Annotated in this window: 15 protein-coding genes and 2 pseudogenes; 10 read left to right on the forward strand and 7 right to left on the reverse strand. The window is 46.5% G+C overall.

Annotated elements, in window-relative coordinates:
* Positions 1-9: 9 nt before the first annotated feature.
* Together LO777_RS04560 and LO777_RS04565 are read right to left on the reverse strand one after the other, a co-directional pair.
* Positions 10-882 (reverse strand): methylenetetrahydrofolate reductase, encoded by an 873-nt coding sequence (locus tag LO777_RS04560; protein WP_228856372.1) that lies wholly within the window; start codon positions 880-882, stop codon positions 10-12.
* 61 nt (positions 883-943) lie between these two features.
* The gene (locus LO777_RS04565) at positions 944-2,266 is read right to left on the reverse strand and encodes a (Fe-S)-binding protein (RefSeq protein ID WP_228856373.1); all 1,323 of its coding nucleotides are present in this window, start codon (positions 2,264-2,266) and stop codon (positions 944-946) included.
* A gap of 222 nt (positions 2,267-2,488) precedes the next feature.
* Here LO777_RS04565 and LO777_RS04570 point away from each other — a divergent pair, with 222 nt between their 5' ends.
* From LO777_RS04570 to LO777_RS04585, 4 genes are all read left to right on the forward strand, one after another.
* The gene (locus tag LO777_RS04570; protein ID WP_228856374.1) at positions 2,489-2,686 is read left to right on the forward strand and encodes a hypothetical protein; all 198 of its coding nucleotides are present in this window, start codon (positions 2,489-2,491) and stop codon (positions 2,684-2,686) included.
* Positions 2,687-3,479: 793 nt separating this feature from the next.
* Positions 3,480-4,328: an AAA family ATPase gene (locus LO777_RS04575; RefSeq protein WP_228856375.1), complete on the forward strand. Its 849-nt coding sequence runs from the start codon at positions 3,480-3,482 to the stop codon at positions 4,326-4,328.
* Positions 4,329-4,406: 78 nt separating this feature from the next.
* Positions 4,407-5,597: a vWA domain-containing protein gene (locus tag LO777_RS04580; protein ID WP_228856376.1), complete on the forward strand. Its 1,191-nt coding sequence runs from the start codon at positions 4,407-4,409 to the stop codon at positions 5,595-5,597.
* A 206-nt stretch (positions 5,598-5,803) separates the two neighbouring features.
* Positions 5,804-6,874: a uroporphyrinogen decarboxylase/cobalamine-independent methonine synthase family protein gene (locus tag LO777_RS04585; protein ID WP_228856377.1), complete on the forward strand. Its 1,071-nt coding sequence runs from the start codon at positions 5,804-5,806 to the stop codon at positions 6,872-6,874.
* On the opposite strand, the gene LO777_RS04590 is transcribed toward LO777_RS04585, so the two are convergent.
* Positions 6,852-7,130, reverse strand: a complete 279-nt coding sequence (locus LO777_RS04590; RefSeq protein WP_228856378.1) for a GIY-YIG nuclease family protein — start codon at positions 7,128-7,130, stop codon at positions 6,852-6,854. The genes LO777_RS04585 and LO777_RS04590 overlap by 23 nt on opposite strands.
* A gap of 185 nt (positions 7,131-7,315) precedes the next feature.
* On the opposite strand from LO777_RS04590, the pseudogene tatC reads away from it, so the two are divergent.
* The 3 genes and pseudogenes from tatC to LO777_RS04605 all read left to right on the forward strand — a co-directional run bounded on the left by tatC (position 7,316) and on the right by LO777_RS04605 (position 10,568).
* Positions 7,316-8,097, forward strand: a pseudogene (tatC, locus tag LO777_RS04595) (twin-arginine translocase subunit TatC).
* 110 nt (positions 8,098-8,207) lie between these two features.
* Positions 8,208-9,479 carry a class II fructose-bisphosphate aldolase gene (locus LO777_RS04600; protein ID WP_228856379.1) on the forward strand — a complete coding sequence of 424 codons (1,272 nt, stop codon included), beginning with the start codon at positions 8,208-8,210 and terminating at the stop codon, positions 9,477-9,479.
* Between the two features lie 75 nt (positions 9,480-9,554).
* Positions 9,555-10,568: an NAD-dependent epimerase gene (locus LO777_RS04605; protein ID WP_228856380.1), complete on the forward strand. Its 1,014-nt coding sequence runs from the start codon at positions 9,555-9,557 to the stop codon at positions 10,566-10,568.
* 146 nt (positions 10,569-10,714) lie between these two features.
* Here the strand turns inward: LO777_RS04605 and dxs are convergent, their stop codons facing one another.
* From dxs to LO777_RS04620, 3 genes and pseudogenes are all read right to left on the reverse strand, one after another.
* Complete coding sequence (gene dxs, locus LO777_RS04610; protein WP_228856381.1) at positions 10,715-12,619, reverse strand: 1-deoxy-D-xylulose-5-phosphate synthase; 1,905 nt, start codon at positions 12,617-12,619, stop codon at positions 10,715-10,717.
* A 17-nt stretch (positions 12,620-12,636) separates the two neighbouring features.
* Positions 12,637-13,532 (reverse strand): annotated as a pseudogene (locus LO777_RS20925) (polyprenyl synthetase family protein).
* Entirely contained in the window at positions 13,507-13,755 is a 249-nt protein-coding gene (locus tag LO777_RS04620; RefSeq protein WP_228856382.1) for an exodeoxyribonuclease VII small subunit, read from the reverse strand. Before LO777_RS04620 ends, LO777_RS20925 begins: the two are co-directional and overlap by 26 nt.
* A gap of 192 nt (positions 13,756-13,947) precedes the next feature.
* On the opposite strand from LO777_RS04620, the gene xerA reads away from it, so the two are divergent.
* The 3 genes from xerA to hslU all read left to right on the forward strand — a co-directional run bounded on the left by xerA (position 13,948) and on the right by hslU (position 16,851).
* Entirely contained in the window at positions 13,948-14,862 is a 915-nt protein-coding gene (gene xerA, locus LO777_RS04625; RefSeq protein WP_228856383.1) for a site-specific tyrosine recombinase/integron integrase, read from the forward strand.
* A gap of 61 nt (positions 14,863-14,923) precedes the next feature.
* The gene (hslV, locus tag LO777_RS04630) at positions 14,924-15,454 is read left to right on the forward strand and encodes an ATP-dependent protease subunit HslV (RefSeq protein WP_228856384.1); all 531 of its coding nucleotides are present in this window, start codon (positions 14,924-14,926) and stop codon (positions 15,452-15,454) included.
* The gene (gene hslU, locus LO777_RS04635) at positions 15,451-16,851 is read left to right on the forward strand and encodes an ATP-dependent protease ATPase subunit HslU (protein ID WP_228856385.1); all 1,401 of its coding nucleotides are present in this window, start codon (positions 15,451-15,453) and stop codon (positions 16,849-16,851) included. Before hslV ends, hslU begins: the two co-directional genes overlap by 4 nt.
* Positions 16,852-16,904: 53 nt before the next feature.
* Here the strand turns inward: hslU and LO777_RS04640 are convergent, their stop codons facing one another.
* Entirely contained in the window at positions 16,905-18,371 is a 1,467-nt protein-coding gene (locus LO777_RS04640) for a sigma-54-dependent transcriptional regulator (protein ID WP_228856386.1), read from the reverse strand.
* Between the last annotated feature and the right edge of the window lie 79 nt (positions 18,372-18,450).

Consider the following 18,450-nt stretch of genomic DNA (forward strand, 5'->3'; position numbering starts at 1 on the left):
AACCGACAATCAGAACCCTGCGTTGTCCAGGATTTCCGGAATCTTATGTTCCCATCCTAAAGTCTGGATAAGGACACCCTGGCATTGTTCTTTCAGGGATTGGATTGTTTCTCCTGCTATTTTAATACCTTCCAGCTCTCTGTCTGAAGATTTGCGAATACGCCTGATCAGGTCTTCAGAGATATTGCTTCCAGGTTCGCTGCTGGCGATATACTGGGCAATTGCAAGAGATTTGATAAGAAAAACGGTTGTGATAACGGGTACACCGAGCTTGCCTGCTTTTGCAACCAGCTCATTTCCCGTTTCAACGGAATAAACTGCAGGGGTGACAATGAAGGTAGCTCCTGCAGCGATCTTCTCTTGAGCAGTTTCCAGTGCTTTTTCAAGCGCTTTATCGTCTGCGCAGGGAGGAAGAGTGCAGCCGATCGTGAAATCCGGGCTGCCGTCCAGTTCAAATCCGCTCATGTCCTTTCCCTGCTGGAGAGTTTTCAAGGCTTCAATGAGCTGGACTTCAGTAATATCTTCCACCGTGGCGGCGTCACTGTGGTCACTCTGGCTCATCTCTTCGCTGTCGGCCACAATGATGTTTTGATTGCCAAGGACGTGTGCTGCCAGGGCATCTCCCTGCAGAGCCATCCTGTTTCGATCCCGGCAGTACATATGCATGACAGTCTCGAGGCCCTGCTGTTTCAGAAGTACGGCTCCGGCAAGAGCACTCATACGCATGATGCCGTTATCCATATCAGGGATAACAACAGCGTCAACCCGCCCCTTGATACGTGCACCATCATTGACGAGTCGCGAGATATTTACCCCTTTGGGAGTGTGCATCTCGGCCAATACAACAAATTCGTTTGCAGCTAATTTTTTTTGAAAATTCATATGCTTTTGTCCCTCCAAATCAGAACATGCCAGTTAAAAATCTCCGTTTTCAGTTTTCCCATTAAAACATGGATGTCTCAGGATGAAACACGTCCACATCCTTTAAATCGTCTCCCAGATACGTACGTTCATTGGGACCGAGAATTCCAAGGGAGAGACAGATGAGCGTCCAGATGTGTACTGTATTATAAGCGCCACCATAATGGTGGCCGATATCATGAACCTGGGCGTGACAGTTATGACATCCGGTGATGCAGTAATCAGCACCTGTCGCCATGATCTGGTCAAATTTTATTTTACCGTATGACTGGCGGGCGTCAGGAAAACCTGACTGAAGGAAGCCGCCACCGCCACCGCAGCAGTAATTGTTCGACTTGTTGGGTGTCATTTCAATGACATTTTCCTTGCCGACAACCGATTCAATGACAAAACGCAGATCGTCGGCGACCACATCACCTTCGCCTTTTCTTATGATCTGACAAGGATCCTGAATGGTGAATTTGATTTTTCGGTCTTTGTTCCAGTCGGAACTGACCTTGAGTCTTCCTTCACGGATCCACTTTGCGTAATATGTATAGATTGAGGCAACTTCAAACTTGTGTTCAATTCCGAATTTTTTCAGTCCGGACCGGACTGAGAAGGTTATGTGTCCTCACTCCGTGTTGAGAAACACCTTGCAGCCAAGTTCATCGGCCTGTCTGGCCGATACCCGGGTGACCCTTTCCCAGCACTTGTCATCAGCCAGGAACATGCAGTAGTTCTCTGCAGCCCAGCCCTTACTGCCGTAAGTCCAGTCTACCCCGGCGAGGTGCAGTATTTTCCAGAGCGGCACCATTTCATCCGGTTCCGTCACCGGCTCCCTGGAATTCTGGTTGAGAAAGAAGAAGGAATCAGGTTTGTCAATGGGAGCAACCATATCCTTGAACTCCGGCTGCGCTTCCTTGTATTCCTCAAGCACATCTTCCACGACAAAAATAAAATCATCTGGAGCAGTACCCATGGCGCTGTTGGAGTCATTTCTCAGGGCCATATCACAGGAGTCCCTGATGCCCTTGGGGCGTTCATCTCTTGGCCATTCTGCGCGGGCATTGAAGACAAGCTGGGGGATGTCGATTTTCATGGGGCAGACGTAAATGCACCGCTGACACATGGTACACATCCAGACCCATGGGGATTTGACGGCTTCTTCGTCCATTCCCATGGCACACATCCGAAGAAATTTTCTCGGATCCATATTTTCAAGACCCGTTGCCGGGCACCCAGAAGCACATGCGCCGCAGGTCAGGCACAGGTTCAGGTTGCCTTCTTCCGGAAGAATCTCCTTGACCTTGTCAATAAAGGAGCTTTTCTTCTTTCCTTTGATTGTAATGGTGCTTTCAGACATTGATATTATTCCTTTGTTTCTATCCAAATTCATACCACTGACCTGTGGACTGTCTGTTCAATGGTATCCCGATGTGGTGTGTTAAATGCGAACGCATTCCAGGGGCCTTTCCCTCCTTCTTTTATCTGAAAATTCCGTAACAAAAGGTTTTTTTGCCGTAGTCGGATTTTCGTTACTCTGTTGTACCCGAGGGCATAAAATGCCGAACCTTAAGGTCCGGCCATGCCGGTTTATCTGGAAATCCAGCTGCTGGAGATCATTTTGCCGCAGTCGGATTTTCATTACTTTGTTGCACCCAAAGGGCATAAATACCCAAAGGGCATAAATGGCCGAGCCATTTGGGCCAGCCGTGATGGTTTATCTGAAAAAAATCTAACTCAAAAAGGGGATGCTGAATTTTTGACGGAGAAATCCCTTTGAAATAAGGAATGGAAACAGATGAATTGAAAAACGCCATATTCTCTCCGCCTTCAACGCTGATAACCTGTCTGAACAGGTACACAGTCAATATCAGACCTCCACGTCCGTGATAAAACAGAACTTGCTTTTCGTACGATAAAAGTGCTGTTATCTGTACGGTCAGATATTACGGGATAGGTTATGTGCTTAGCAGGGAGGACTTTACAATCACCAAAATTAAATGTCAATCGTTATGGATTGCCGCAACATTTCGATGTGATGTTATTGTGTTAGATGAATCTTTACAGGAGTAGTCCGTGCTGTAAGATAAAGTTTGAATTTTAAAACAGTTGGGAGGGATTTTTCACAATCTGGAAACACGAAAAATTCATGCAAAATTGTATTATCAATAATATTTAGAGGTTACGTGAAAAATTTTGAAGAGTGATTTTTTGCCTATTTGTAACCACAGCGTGGCTGTAAATGAAAATTTGCAGGATAATGTGAAGGAGTAAATGGTAAAAATTTTTTAATTACCCATATGCTTTTTTAAAGAAAACAGTTTTTCTTACTTTTTGGCAAGAAAATAAAATGATATTGATAGATAATATGTTCATAATCAGATTTTTTAAGAGCAGAAAATTCCGGTGCAGTAGAGAAAATATACCCGCACCAATTTATCTGAAAATCCCGCTGCTGGGGGGTCATTCTGCTGCAATTGGATTTCCATTACTTTGAGGTGGCTGAGCCATTGAGTTTTTTTGCACCGGCAAACTGAGTTCGTTTGGAATCAAAATTTTTTAAGAGGATATTTATGGTATTGCAACAATTTGATGGAGCAGTGAAATATATTCTAGATGATGAGTTGGCGAAAATCGTCAATATATCCATGGCATTGGAGATGCCGCTTCTTTTGAAGGGTGAGCCGGGCACGGGAAAAACAATGCTTGCCCATGCCATTGCCGACAGCCTGCGTATGGAATTGATCATCCTGAACGTTAAATCCAATATGAAGCTGGTTGAAGCGTTGTATCAATACGATACCCTGACCCGCTTAAATGACAGTCGTTTCGGGGATTCTGATCGAGATGTAAGTGATATTCGTGCCTATATCAAAATGGGAAAGATCGGTCAGGCCTTTCGCGCGGAAAATCGATGCGTACTGCTGATCGATGAGATTGACAAGGCCGAAACGGAATTCCAGGATGATATGCTCGACGTGCTTGACCAGATGCAGTTTGATATTATTGAAACCGATGATGTTGTCAGGGCAAAACACCGTCCGGTAATTATTATAACCTCGAATGCCAAAAAAGATTTGTCCGATCCTTTCCTTGGCCGTTGTAATTTTCATCATATCGCTTTTCCGGATCCTAAAATGATGCGCAATATTATCCAGGTGCATTTTCCGGATATTGGAAAAACCCTGGCGGAAAATGCCATCAGGGTATTTTACGATCTGAGAAATATTGAGGGTATTGAAAAAAAACCTGCAACTCGTGAACTGATAAATTGGATCAGGGCGCTCCTTGCGGATCCAGATTTCAGGGATGGGGAGATGCTGCACAGGGAAATTCCCTATCTCGGTGTACTGTTTAAGAAAAGCGGTGATTATATACAGGCTGGCAACAGTGGGCTGAAGAAACGGTTTTTCAGGGGCTGATACTTAAAGCAATTATATATTAAGGTTTTTCAGAGCCCATCTCAAAGCTTTGAGCGACTTTTTACGAGATTATTATATATGTTTATAAACTTTTTCTTTCAACTGAAAGAGGCCGGAATTCCGGTGAGTCCTACATCTTTTCTTACTCTGCACAGGGCTATGAATGGAGGGCTTGTTGCATCCCTGGACGATTTTTATACTGTTGCCCGTACTATCCTGGTGAAGAGTGAAAAATTTTTCGATCTCTATGACCGTGTATTTTCGCATATATTTGAGGGAGAAGCACTTGTTCTACCACAGGATTTTGAATTTGACTTCCTGGCTCACAGCTTGCTGCAGGAATGGCTCAAGGATCCGAAGACAATGGCTGGAGCTTTGGGACTCGATGAAAAGAAAATGAGCCATATGTCAGTAGAGGAACTTCTCGATTATTTTCAGAAAAGATTACAGGAGCAGGATGGACGGCATGATGGCGGTTCAAAGTGGATAGGGACAGGCGGGACTTCCCCTGTGGGGCATTCCGGGTATCATCCAGGTGGCATGCGTGTGGGGGGACAATCCAGAAACCGGAGTGCCGTTCAGGTGGCAGCAGAGCGCAGGTACAGGGATTATTCAACTGAAGCTCCGTTGACACAGGCTTCGATTGGGGAGGCCTTGAAACGACTGCGGAATTTAGTACCGAAAGGGGCACAGGACCAGATCAATATCGATGCCTCCATTTACCAGACAATGAAAAATGGAGGTGAAATAGAACTGGTTTTTGAGCGGGGGATAGTTGATAGATTGAAAATTATCCTGGCCATTGATAACGGAGGATGGTCAATGGATCCCTATGTTCATATTGTCAGAACTCTGTTCAGCTATTCCAAGTCACAGTTCAAGGATCTGAAGACCTTTTTCTTCCATAATACAATTTACGACTACCTCTGGAAGGATCCGGCCAGATACAGGCAACCTGTCAAAATTGATGAGCTGAGCAGGCTTGACCCTGAAACGCGGCTTATTATTGTCGGGGATGCCTCGATGGCCCCCTATGAGCTCATGGCCGCCGACGGATCGATATATGCCACGGAAAGAAGTGGAAAGCCAAGTATCGAGCGGTTAAGGTTTCTGGCAAAAACCTTTGAATCTGCAATCTGGCTCAATCCGACTCCCCGTAGACAGTGGGAGTATACGCATACAATCAAAGTGATCAGGACAATTTTCCCCATGTTTGAATTGACCCTGGACGGACTGGAAAAAGGTGTGGCCTGCCTCATGGAGCGGTAGTGGAGACTGTGTGTCGGCAGGTTTGAGCAGGAGAATGGATATTTTTCAGGGCAGTTTCCGATTTTGGGATGACAATTTTCAATCTGGAGTTATTCTTATCTGCCAGGAGCTTGTCATAAAAATCGTACCTGAATCCTGCACTTTTCCCTTGCCCTTCAGCATCGCCAGTTACGATTCAGGTCATAATTCAAAATAAGGTACAGCCAATGTCTCAGTTTAAAGCTAATTGCCTCCCCCTGTTAATTGGCAGTCTGCCGTCAAATGATCATCGCCAGTCTGTTGAGTTGATTTTTGAATACACACCACAATTGCCCCTGTGGCCCCAGCTTCCGTTTTTTAAGGAAGAGGGGATGATTCTCCAGTATATTCCAGGTCTCCCAGGAATTGCAGAAAAAAATAATAAGGTCTACGTTGATGCAGCGAGTGAAGGATTCGAAGCAGAGCTTCTTGCCTTTTACGAAGAGTATCTTCTGGTCTCGGAGGGTGCAGCGGATATTAATGAATCACGATTTATTCTGTCTGAGCAGAGTGCCGGCGGGTTTTATGAATTTCTTGAAATGGCATCACGGAAAAAGGATAGTTTTTTCTCCCTGAAAGGGCAGACTACAGGTCCTGTGACTTTCTGTACAGGGCTGGTGGACCAGGATGACCGGGCCATTTTTTATGATGACCAGTTGCGGGATGCCGCGGTAAAGCATCTTGCCCTGAAAGCCCGGTGGCAGGTGGCAAAAATGGCTGAATTCTGTGAGAGGCCGATCATGTTTTTTGATGAACCTGGTCTTGCTGGTCTCGGGTCTTCAGCTTTTATTACCATCAGTGACGAGGATATAGTCACCTCTCTTTCTGAGGTGTTTGAGGCTGTGCGGGCTGAAAATGGTCTGACCGGAGTTCATGTCTGTGCCAATACGGAATGGTCTGTGATTTTTGATTCGAGAGTGGATATTCTCAGTTTTGATGCCTATTCCTATTTTGACAAACTGATTCTGTATGGGGATCATTTAAAAACTTTTTTTGCCGGAGGAGGTATTCTCGCTTCAGGCATTGTTCCGACTAACCCGGAGTATATTGACATTGAGTCCGTGGATGCGTTGGTGGAGAAATGGTACAAACAGGTGGATCAACTGGTTTCCCTGGGAATTGACAGGGAAATGATTGTGGCGCAGACTCTTATTACACCCAGTTGCGGAATGGGTACTGTATCTGTGGAACAGGCGAAGCGGGTCCTTGAGCTGAACCGGGCGGTTTCTGAAAAAATCAGGCAGGATTTTTCGTTATAAGCTTTTTTTTATCGATCCTGTCAAGTTGCTTGATTTGAAATTCTCTTGCCGCGGCTGCGGAACGGGAGGGGGCGTTTTCCTGATACACGAGTTTGACCGGTCGTCTGGATTTTGTATACTTTGATCCTGTGGTGGATGAGTTGTGTTCCCGTACTCTTCTGTCGATATCAGTTGTAATCCCTGTATAGAGTGTGTTGTCACAACACTGCAGGATATAGACAAACCAGGAGCTTTCGGGTTTTGCCGTTGATACCATTGCAAAAATGATATGTAAATGTTAAAGAATCGATTTTGCACAAGGAATTATTCGTAACAGGTTGCTGATACGATAATTGATACAACGAAGTTGCTTGCCCTGTGACCAGTTACGTTTTTCAAGGGGAAAATATACCCGATTACAAGAAAAATGCATTTTAAAATATTTATTAAAGACAGTTGTTTATGAGTTCTGCCAACAGTAGTGACGAATTTGAGAAACAGGGATTGACGGAGCACTTGCGTGAATTGCGCAGCTGTCTGATAGTATCATTTATTGCCGTGTTCGTCGGTTTTTGCCTTTCCTATACAGTAATAAGGCCCATCGGCAGCTGGTTTTTTAAACCCCTTACATCGGTTTTACCTGAAGGAACCTCACTTATTTTCACATCGTACCAGGAAGGGTTTTTTTTTATCTAAAATTGGCACTGGTCTGTGGAATTCTTCTCGCTTCTCCTGTTGTTTTTTCACAGGTCTGGCGTTTTGTAGCACCGGGACTGTTCAAACATGAAAAGCGGATTCTGCTCCCTTTTTCCTTTCTTTCCACGTTCTGTTTTGTCGGAGGGGCCGCTTTTGGATATTTTGTTGTTTTCCCACCTGCTTTTCGTTTTCTTGTAGGGTATAATAATGAATTCCTCACATCCCTGCCTTCGGTAAGTGAATATTTTACCCTGGCGGTTCGTTTGCTCCTTGCTTTTGGAGTGATATTTGAGATGCCGATTTTCATGGTTTTTCTCTCCAAGGCAGGCATTGTGAATGTCGCTTTTTTGAACAGAAACAGGAAATATGCAATTTTAATAAATTTTATTATTGCAGCCATACTGACCCCGACTCCGGATATCGTTAATCAGTTTATGATGGGTGTGCCCCTGATGATTTTATATGAAATCAGCGTATTGGCAGTCTGGTTGTTTGGGAAGAAGAGTTTTGGCGGTTTCGGAGATAGTGCTGAAATCGATAAATCCTGACATGGTAATGGCGGGTAAGGCTTGGTCGGATCAGAATGTTCAGTCTGCCTTTTGAGTGTTTATCGTCACATCATTGAACAGTGAGTATACATTGATTATGGAGGTGTTTCATGGGTATCAATACAGATTTTGAAAAGCTGATTGAAATCGGCAGGCCGCCGAATATTAAGAAACTTTTTCCATATTCCCAGGCCTTGATTGTGAGCGGGAAGGTTATTGACCGGGCCCTGTCGGTCAAGGGAAAAGCAATGACAATTGCCGCCAATGGGCGTAATTCCTTTGTCATTCGTGGGGCGCTTCTAGCGGCGCAACGTGCAGATGCCGCGATCATTGTGGAAATTGCCAAATCAGAATCCACCTATTGCCCTGTCAATTTTTATAACCTTGCTCTCTACGTGGACAGTATCTGCAATGAGCTTGGTATTACTATCCCCGTAGCCATCCATGCGGATCACTACGGAATTAAAAGTGAAGATGACATCAGTTTTGCGAGAATGGAGATTCCTTCAATGTTTGACGCGGGAGTTACCTCCATTGCCGTTGATGCCTCTCATATGACTGATGATAAAAATCTGCTGGCAAATATAGAACTTAACAGCTGCATACCTAACTGGGCGGGACTCGAGACCGAGGTAGGAGAGATCAAGGGAAACCAAGGGCTTTCCACGGTGGATGACGCCTCCTTTCTGATACAGGGGTTGAATGCCCATGATATTTTTCCGGACTGGATTGCCCTGAACAACGGTTCTTCTCATGGTCTTGAGGCCAGTGGCCAGGGAATCCAGGTGGATCTTACCGCAGAAATACATAAAGCGTTGGAACCCTATGGTGTGAATGGCGCTCAGCATGGAACTTCAGGTAACAATTCCGATAGGTTGCGGGAAATAGCGTCAAAAACACGAACAACCAAAGCCAATGTCGCCACCGCTCTGCAGATGGTTTCCTGGGGCGTTGAAGTGAATGATTACGGCAATGCCCAGCTGGACGGAAATGGTGATTTTATTAAGGTACAAGGGCAGGGTGTCAGTGCTGAAATATGGGAGCGGATGAGGCGGTATGCCGAAGAACATGGAATCAAGGGAGGGAACTATAAAAAATTGAACCTGCCCTTTGAGATTTTTCTCTGTGCCCAGGAGGAGAAGGTTCGCAAGCGTATGGTGAAGGGTGTCGAAGAGTTTGTCTACCATCTGCTGGTGGATGTTTTTAATGCGCAAGGTACAGCCACGCTTGCCAAAGAGGCGATTTTGAAGGTCGGTTCCCATGAGATGGGAGTAAAAGCGAAAAAAATTGAGGACTCCGATAACTGGACCCGGGAAAAGATTATTGAAAGGGCAAAAACACTGGATGTCGACAAAGGGCCGGAAGGCGATTTTGATGACTGATCTCAGTCATTGCCAGTCCGCAATGAGAAGGTTGAGTTTCGTATGTAATCAGAAAACAATTATGGATTGAAGAGAATGAAGAAAATTATGATAACCGGTGCGGCCGGTTTTATCGGGACAGCACTTTCCCGTAAATTGATTGAAGGTGGTGCTGAGGTAGTTGGACTTGATAATCTTAACGATTATTATGACCCGCAACTGAAACGGGATCGTATGGCTGCCCTGGTGGGTGGAAGTGACGCTTTTACCCATGTGAATATGGAACTCGCAGACAGAAACGCGGTTGAAAAACTGTTCAGCGATCATCAGTTTGATGCTGTAGTTAATCTGGCGGCCCAGGCAGGTGTCCGTTATTCTCTCATCAATCCTCATTCTTATGTGGATACCAATATTGTCGGCTTTGTCAATGTCCTTGAGGGATGCCGGCATAGCGGAGTGAAGCATTTTGTCTATGCCTCTTCCAGTTCCGTATACGGCGCCAATACCAGGATGCCTTTTTCGGTGCATGATAATGTCGATCATCCGGTATCCCTGTATGCCGCCAGCAAAAAATCAAATGAACTCATGGCCCATACCTACAGCCATCTTTTTGAACTGCCGACCACGGGATTGAGGTTTTTTACCGTTTACGGCCCCTGGGGGCGACCGGATATGGCTCTGTTTCTTTTTACAAAGGCCATTCTCGAAGACAGGCCGATTGACGTATTTAATCACGGCAATATGGAGCGGGATTTTACGTATATTGATGATATTGTAGAGGGAGTCTACCGGGTGATTCATAAAATCCCCAGCAGTGATCCTGATTGGAACGGAGACAATCCGGATCCGGCCAGTTCATACTGTCCTTACCGGGTTTATAATATCGGCAATAACAACAAGGAAAAACTGCTTCGTTATATTGAGGTGCTGGAGGAATGTCTTGGTAAAAAGGCGGAGAAGAATTTTATGGATATGCAACCGGGTGATGTACCGGCCACTTATGCAAATGTGGATGATCTTGTCGCCGATTTTGATTATAAACCGGCGACTACACTGGAATATGGTATTAGGAAATTTGTAGACTGGTACAAAGAGTATTATAACATCTGATACATCCTTTCTCGGATGTTTGCAACAAGGCCTGCTCTGTCATCTGACGGGTCGGGCCTTGTTTTTCCTGATTCCTTAAGAAACTCGGCCTGATAAAGCAGGCACATCTCCAGTCTGGCTGAATTTGCCGGGTGATCAGATATATTTCAATTCCGGTTCATCAGCTTGATGGCGGCACGGATAATTGAAGGTGGATCTATTCTGCTGTTTTTCCAGAGTGTTTTCTGGGGACCGTGTTCAACAAAGAAATCAGGATGACCAAGGTTACAGGTCCTGATTCCATAAAGGCCTTTGCGGCTTAACAGTTCAAGAACCGCACTGCCGAATCCTCCCTGGCGGGCATTGTCTTCAATGGTGACCACTCTCCCGCATTTATCAGCCCAGCTGCAGATCAGTGCCTCATCAAGGGGTTTGAGAAACCTCGGGTTGATTACAGCAGCACTGATGCCGACTTTTTTAAGTCCTTCGGCCGCCTCCAGGGCTGGATATACCCTGTTTCCGATGGGGAGAAGGAGCAGGTCCTCTCCCTCGAGCAGCAATTCGCCACGGCCTGTTTCAAGTTTCTGGAGATGTTTTGAGAGATTTACATTCTGTCCTCCACCCCTGGGGTACCTGACTGCGGCAGGTCCATTGTGCTGGGTAGCGGTGAAGAGCATATGTCGCAGCTCCTCCTCATCCTTTGGTGCCATAATCACTAAATTGGGAATATAACGCAGAAAGGAGAAATCAAAAACCCCATGGTGACTGGGGCCGTCATCTCCAACCACACCGCCCCGGTCAATGGCCAGGGTTACGGGCAGGTTGGGCAGGCAGATATCATGGATGATCTGATCCACCGCCCGTTGGAAAAAAGATGAGTAGATGGCGACCACCGGCTTTATTCCCTCGGTGGCGAGTCCTGCTGCAAAGGTGACCGCGTGCTGCTCCGAAATACCCACATCAAAGAGCCGGTCCGGAAATTTTTTTGCAAACGTTGTCAGGCCTGTTCCGGATACCATGGCCGCGGAGATGGCAACTATCTTTTCATCTTTTTCCGCGAGTCTGACCATTGTATCACCGAAGACCTGGGTGTATGTCACCGGTCCATCCTTGGTCTTGTGCGGTTTGCCACTGGAAATATCAAATGGTCCCAGTCCATGGAAGATATCCGGGTTTTTCTCGGCCGGTTCATATCCTTTACCTTTTTGGGTAAGAACATGGATAAGGACCGGACCCTGGGCGTTGTCCCGGACTGTTTCCAGTGTTTCCTTGAGATCAGCGATGTTGTGACCGTCAATGGGGCCGATATAATCAAATTTAAACGCCTCGAAAAGCATACCCGGTGTAAAGAAACTCTTAAAGCTTTCCTCACTTTTTCGGAGGATATTCAGGATATTTTCCCCAACATCGGAGATCTGCAGTTTTTCCACCAGATGGTCTTTGACCCGGCGCATGGTTTTTCCACTCAGTTTACGGCTGAGAAAACTGGAAAGTGCACCCACGTTTGGGGAAATGGACATTTCGTTATCATTGAGAATAACGATGAGATCCTTGTCCAGGTGGCCGGCCTGGTTGAGTCCCTCAAAGGCTATACCGGCAGTCATGGAGCCGTCACCGATAACGGCAATAGCCCGGTTACTGCTGTTCTTATAGTGCTTGGCAAGGGTTATTCCCAGCGCTGCCGAAATGGAGGTGGAACTGTGCCCTGTTTCAAAAGCGTCATATTCGCTTTCCTTGAATTTTGGAAAACCGCTGATACCCTTATATTGCCTGAGAGTAGAAAAAATTTCCCGCCTGCCGGTAATAATCTTGTGAGCATAGGATTGGTGGCCCACATCCCAGATCAGTTTATCGTTGGGTGTGTCAAAAACGGAATGCAGGGCCAGCGTCAGTTCGACGACACCGAGACTTGGCGCCAGGTGGCCTCCGTTTCTGGAAACGGTTTTTACGATAATTTCCCTGATTTCCCCCGCCAGTCTATTCAGTTCGTCAAGGGACAGGGATCGTATATCCGCCGGTGAATTGATAGTGTCCAGAAGGGGTGCCGGGTATGATTGTGGTGATAATAGCATGGCAATTCAATATGGTCTCAGTGACTTCTTGTGTAGATATAGTTTGCCAGTTCCCGTAACGGGTCGGCCTTATGGTCAAAATTCTCCAGTGAGGCGAGTGCTTCCTGCACGGCTTCCCGGGCTTTTTCCCGACTCTTGTCAATACCGAAAAAGGAAGGATAGGTTGCCTTCCCACGGTCGTCATCACTTCCAGCAGCTTTTCCAAGCTGTTCAGTCGTAGCTGTGGCATTGAGCAGATCGTCAACGATCTGAAAAGCCAGTCCTATTTTGTCTCCATAAAGTGTGAGTCTTTCGATCTCTTCCCCTGATGCACCACCTCCGACAGCTCCGGCATGTACAGAGCAGGTGATAAGTGCTCCTGTCTTATTCTTATGGATAGCTCTCAGGGTTGCAAAAGGAAACTCGGTATTCTCGTTTGCTATATCAAGAGCCTGGCCTCCAACCATGCCCATCGGGCCGGCCCCCTCGCAATAATATTAATAATGGTAATTCTTTTGTTCGCAGAAATCCGGGTTGTCTCCTGGCCACTGAGTAGATCAAAAGCCCATGTCAACAGGCTGTCACCGGCGAGAATGGCTCCGGCTTCTCCGAAAATCGTGTGATTGGTGGGTTTTCCCCGCCTGAGTTTATCATCGTCCATGGCCGGAAGATCGTCATGGATAAGTGAATATGTATGGATACATTCCAGGGCGCAGGCGACGGGGAGAATATCTTTTTCAATTTCAGGGTTGTCATTTACTGCCCCGGCAGCGGCAAGGCAGAGAATGGGTCTGATTCGTTTCCCTCCGGCAAAAAGAGAATAGCGCATGGCATTGATATGGTCTCTGAACGGTTCTGTCGCCTGGAGCATGAACCTGTTCAGCCCATTCTCCACCAGCTGCTTTTTTTCACTCAGATATTGTTTTATTTCCACGTTCCGTTCCATCAAAGGGAATTGCTTCGAGTTTGCCGTCTTTTTCCAGAAGGAGTTCAATTTTTGCTCTGGCCTTTGTCAGCTGTTCACTGCAATAATCAGCCAGTTTAATCCCTTCATTAAATTTTTTCAAACTGGCATCAAGGCTTAATTCGCTGTCTTCAAGCTCGTCGGTTATCTGTTCAAGCCTTGCAAGGGCCGTTTCAAATGTTTTCTTTGCCATAACTGCTGTCGTCCAAAAAAAAGAGAGTTGAATCGGTTCTGTTTTCCGGCTAGAACTACCCGGGAAACAATGGGCGTAATCCGCAGGATTATGAAATATAACAGATAGTGGACGAATCGTACACGGAATAAAAAACCACTTTTAATTTGCCCTGTGATAAACAGGACGGTTGATCTTTTGTGGTAGTCATAAATGATAAAGCATATTGAACAGTTTACCCGGTGGCTGGCCACGGAAAAAGGATACTCACCTCATACGGTTTCCGGATACAGTCGGGATCTGCGCGAATTTGCCGCCCACTGCGGTGAAGAGACAAAGGTGAAATCGGTTACGGATACAGATATCCGTTCATTTGTGGTCAGCCTTCACGGTCGAAACAGCAGTGCTACCGTGGCCCGAAAACTCTCGGCCCTCCGTACATTTTTCAGATTTTTACTGCGTCGTAAAAGTATAAAAGATAATCCTCTGGCGGGAGTTGCCGGACCGAGGAGCGGAAAATCCATTCCGGTTTTTCTCACGGTAGACGAAACCTTTGCATTGCTTGAAGCACCTGATTCAGGGGATAAATATATGGAGCGGGATCGGGCCATGCTCGAATTGCTTTATTCGGCAGGAATAAGGGTTTCGGAGCTTGTTTCCAGGGACTTTGATGACCTTGATTTCGATGCCGGAGTGCTTAGGGTGAGGGGCAAAGGGAACCGGGAACGGCTGGTGCCTGTGGGAAGACCCGCTCTTGAGGCAATTCGTTTCTGGCTGCCCCGGAGGTTGCAGCTTCTGGAAGCCCGGGTAAAGCGGGGAAGGGAAGTCGATAGAAAGGCCATGTTTCTCAGTGGTCGCGGAGGTCGTCTGACCGCCCGCAGTGTGGAAAGAATCGTGAAAAAATATGGGGAAAAGGCGGGAATCAACCAGATTGTCACTCCCCATGCTCTGCGGCATTCTTTTGCCACACATCTGCTGGAAATGGGGGCTGATCTGCGCTCTGTCCAGGAGTTGCTGGGGCACGCAAGTCTATCTACAACCCAGAGATATACACATTTGACACTGGATTATCTCTCGGATGTGTATGATAAGGCTCACCCGCTATCTGGGGGAGAGAATAAGCAATAGCCCGGGTCCGGATAGTTGAAAAAACAGTCATAAAATAATAACAGACAATTTTGAGAGCATTATGAAAATACGATCAACTACCATTCTGGCAGTGCGCCATAAAGGTGAAGTAGCCCTGGCCGGAGACGGCCAGGTCTCTTTGGGAAACACGGTGATGAAGCACCATGCCAGAAAGGTAAGGCGGCTTTATCAGGATCGGGTTATTACCGGATTTGCCGGAGCTACTGCAGATGCGTTCACCCTGTATGACAAACTGGAGCAGAAACTGGAGCAGTATAACGGCAATCTCCTGCGTTCCTCCGTCGAACTGGCCAAGGAATGGCGGACAGATAAGTATCTCCGCAGGCTTGAAGCGATGCTGATCGCAGTGGATAAGGACCATTCTCTTCTCCTTTCCGGTACTGGGGATGTTATTGAGGCCGATCAGGGCGTACTTGCCATTGGTTCAGGAGGACCATATGCCCAGGCAGCGGCCCTTGCCCTGGTGGAGCACAGCGAACTTGATGCGGAGGCCATCTGCAGGGCAGCCATGGAGATTGCCGGAAATATCTGTGTTTTTACTAATAATTCCATAGTAGTTGAAAAGATATGAAACATAATCAGTCGTTTACCCCAAAAGAGACATTAGCTGAACTTGATAAATATATTGTTGGACAGGGAAGGGCCAAGCGGTCTGTGGCCATAGCCTTGAGAAACAGATGGCGGAGAAGGCAGGTGCCTTCGCCGCTGCGGGAAGAAATTGCCCCTAAAAATATTATAATGATTGGTCCCACCGGGGTTGGTAAAACTGAAATAGCCAGAAGACTTGCCACCCTTGCCCAGTCACCGTTTATCAAGGTAGAAGCTTCAAAGTTCACGGAAGTGGGCTACGTGGGCAGGGATGTTGAATCGATGATTCGGGATCTCGTTGATCTTGCAGTGAATATGGTCAAAGAAGAGGAGAAGAATCGGCTGGAAGGGGTGGCGGCCGCCAATGCCGAAGATCATATTCTGGACATCCTTCTTCCTCCCGGTCCCGTTTCTTCAGCTTCCGGGGGTGGTGTACCGCTTGGGGTTGATCATTCCGACCTGCCGATTCCAGCAGGTTCACAGGGTGAAAACTCGACCAGGGAAAAGTTCAGGAAAATGCTGCGGGAAGGCAAACTTGATGATCGGGAACTGGAAATTTCGGTCAGTGAGTCGAAGTCCATGCCCATGGTGGAGATTCTCACAACTTCGGGGATGGAGGACATGCAATCCAATTTGCAGGATGCCTTCAGTAAAATTTTTCCGCGCAAGAAAAAAAGCAGAAAAATGAAAGTCCCTGAAGCTCTTGAGGCAGCCACCAAAGAGGAGATGGAAAAACTGGTGGATATGGACCAGGTGATTAAGGAGGCCCTCAGAAGAACCGAACAGTCAGGTATAGTTTTTCTTGATGAAATCGACAAGATCGCGTCCAGAAACGGGGCCTCGGCAGGGCAGGGACCTGAAGTCTCCCGGGAGGGTGTGCAGCGGGATCTGTTGCCCATAGTGGAAGGGGCGACTGTCTCCACCAAGCACGGCATGATAAAGACAGATCATATCCTTTTTATTGCAAGTGGGGCTTTTCATCTCTGCAAACCGTCCGATCTTATTCCTGAGCTGCAGGGGAGGTTCCCCATCCGGGTTGAACTCGATTCCCTAGGAAAAGAAGAATTTGTAAGAATCCTCACCGAGCCGGAAAATGCCCTTATAAAACAGTATATTGCTCTGATGAAAACAGAGGGTATTGAGCTTGTGTTCGAAAAAGAGGCGATTGAAGAGATTGCTGCAATTGCCGTAGAAGTCAATGAAAAAACTGAAGAAATTGGAGCAAGAAGGCTGCATACCATACTCGAAAGAGTGTTGGACCAACTCTCTTTTGATGCCTCGGAACTGGGTGAGGTGAACTTTACCGTTACCGCAAATTATGTTAAGGAACAGCTCGCAGATATTGTCGAAGACCAGGATCTGAGCAGATATATTCTTTAACCCGTAGTTCTCATCAGCCCGGGCGACTCCGCCTGAACTGATGAGAGATGGGGTTAAACGTTATCGGGAGAATTGTTCAGAAGGATGTATTTTTTGACCGTGCGTCTGTCAAGTCGGGTCTGTTGTGAAACAGCTTCATATGTTCCTGATTTTTCGTAAAGTATTTTGCAATAACGGGAAAGCAGTTCCGTGGCGGAGAGTGAGCCGTTATTGATATCCGCCAGAAAGGCTTCGCTATCCGATTCCGTTAAAGGCTGTTGCCATTGATAGCAGCTGTTGAGAATGAATCTTCTGACGCACTGTTCCAGCTCCCTGATATTGCCGGGCCAGTGATACTCCTCCGGCTGGTGTTCACGTATATACGCGGTTGTCTTTTCCTCCAGATCTTTATCGGCACTACCGATAATTCGTTTGATTATGATTTTCAGGATTGCCCTGAGTTCAGCCGGATGTTCTCGCAGTCTCTGCCGCAGGGGAGGAACCTCTATGATATCAGAACAGAGGCGATAATAGAAATCATCCCTGAACGTTCCGTCTTTTCGTGATTGTTCAATTAGCCTGTTGGTTGCTGCAATAACTCTTCCCTGAAATTTTTCTCTTTTATGGCTGCCGACCGGGGTAAAAACCCGATCCTGCAAAACCTGCAGTAATTTGATCTGGACAGGTATGGAAACCTCTCCGATTTCATCCAGAAAAATTGCTCCATTCGGGCTGCATCGGCTGAAAATCCCCTTGTGGGTTTCCACAGCTCCTGTAAACGCCCCTTTTTTATGTCCGAACAGTTCGGATTCAATCAGTTGTTCAGGAAACTGGGAGAGATTAATGGAGATAAAAGTCTTTGCAAAGCTTTCCCGGAACCGACCGGTACGTGGGTTGAATGGAATGTAGCCGGATCTGCCTATGGCTGCAGCAGCCAGACCTTTTCCGGTCCCGGTTTCCCCTAGAATCATAGTGGAAAAATCTTCCATTCGATCCCAGAGAAATCTGTCGTAGAGCCGTATGTCAGAAGTGAAAACATTGTTCCACAATGAACGCCTGAGGTGCATGACACATTCGCTTTTTCCAGCTATTCCGTTGATGAAATAAAATGCTCTTCGCATCTGGAAAAACAGCGAAAAAAAACGAATGGCTTCCTTTTCTTCAATACCATGTTCTGCAAGCAGTCCCAGCATGTCTGATGCAAAATCTATATGACAGCAATCATCGCCTTTCTCTATCTGTTTTTGTATATGCTCATCGAATGAATCACAGAAGAGATGAAAGGTATGAAAAAGAACTGCAAAGCGCAGGAGTTGCCGGTCGTCTTCAGAAAGGCTTTTGGAGGGTGGAGTGGTTGATTTTTTAATGGAGTCGATTGTTTCTCCTACTCTTTCAATAAGTTGAGCAAGAATAGTATCATTGGAGGCCGTTGAAGACAGACCAGTGACAGCCAGGTCAATGGCTGATCTGGTCCTGCCGAATGGATTGGCAAAGGCGGCTTCTCTGATTTTATTCAGCAGGTCACGTTCATGGTCTTGCATAGGGTTCTCCAGTTATATTCAAATAATGAATATATGATATACAGAAAATGTCAATTATAATAAATTATGCATAGTTGTG

This window comes from Desulfomarina profundi, from assembly GCF_019703855.1.
GTDB classification, from domain to species: Bacteria; Desulfobacterota; Desulfobulbia; order Desulfobulbales; family Desulfocapsaceae; genus Desulfomarina; species Desulfomarina profundi.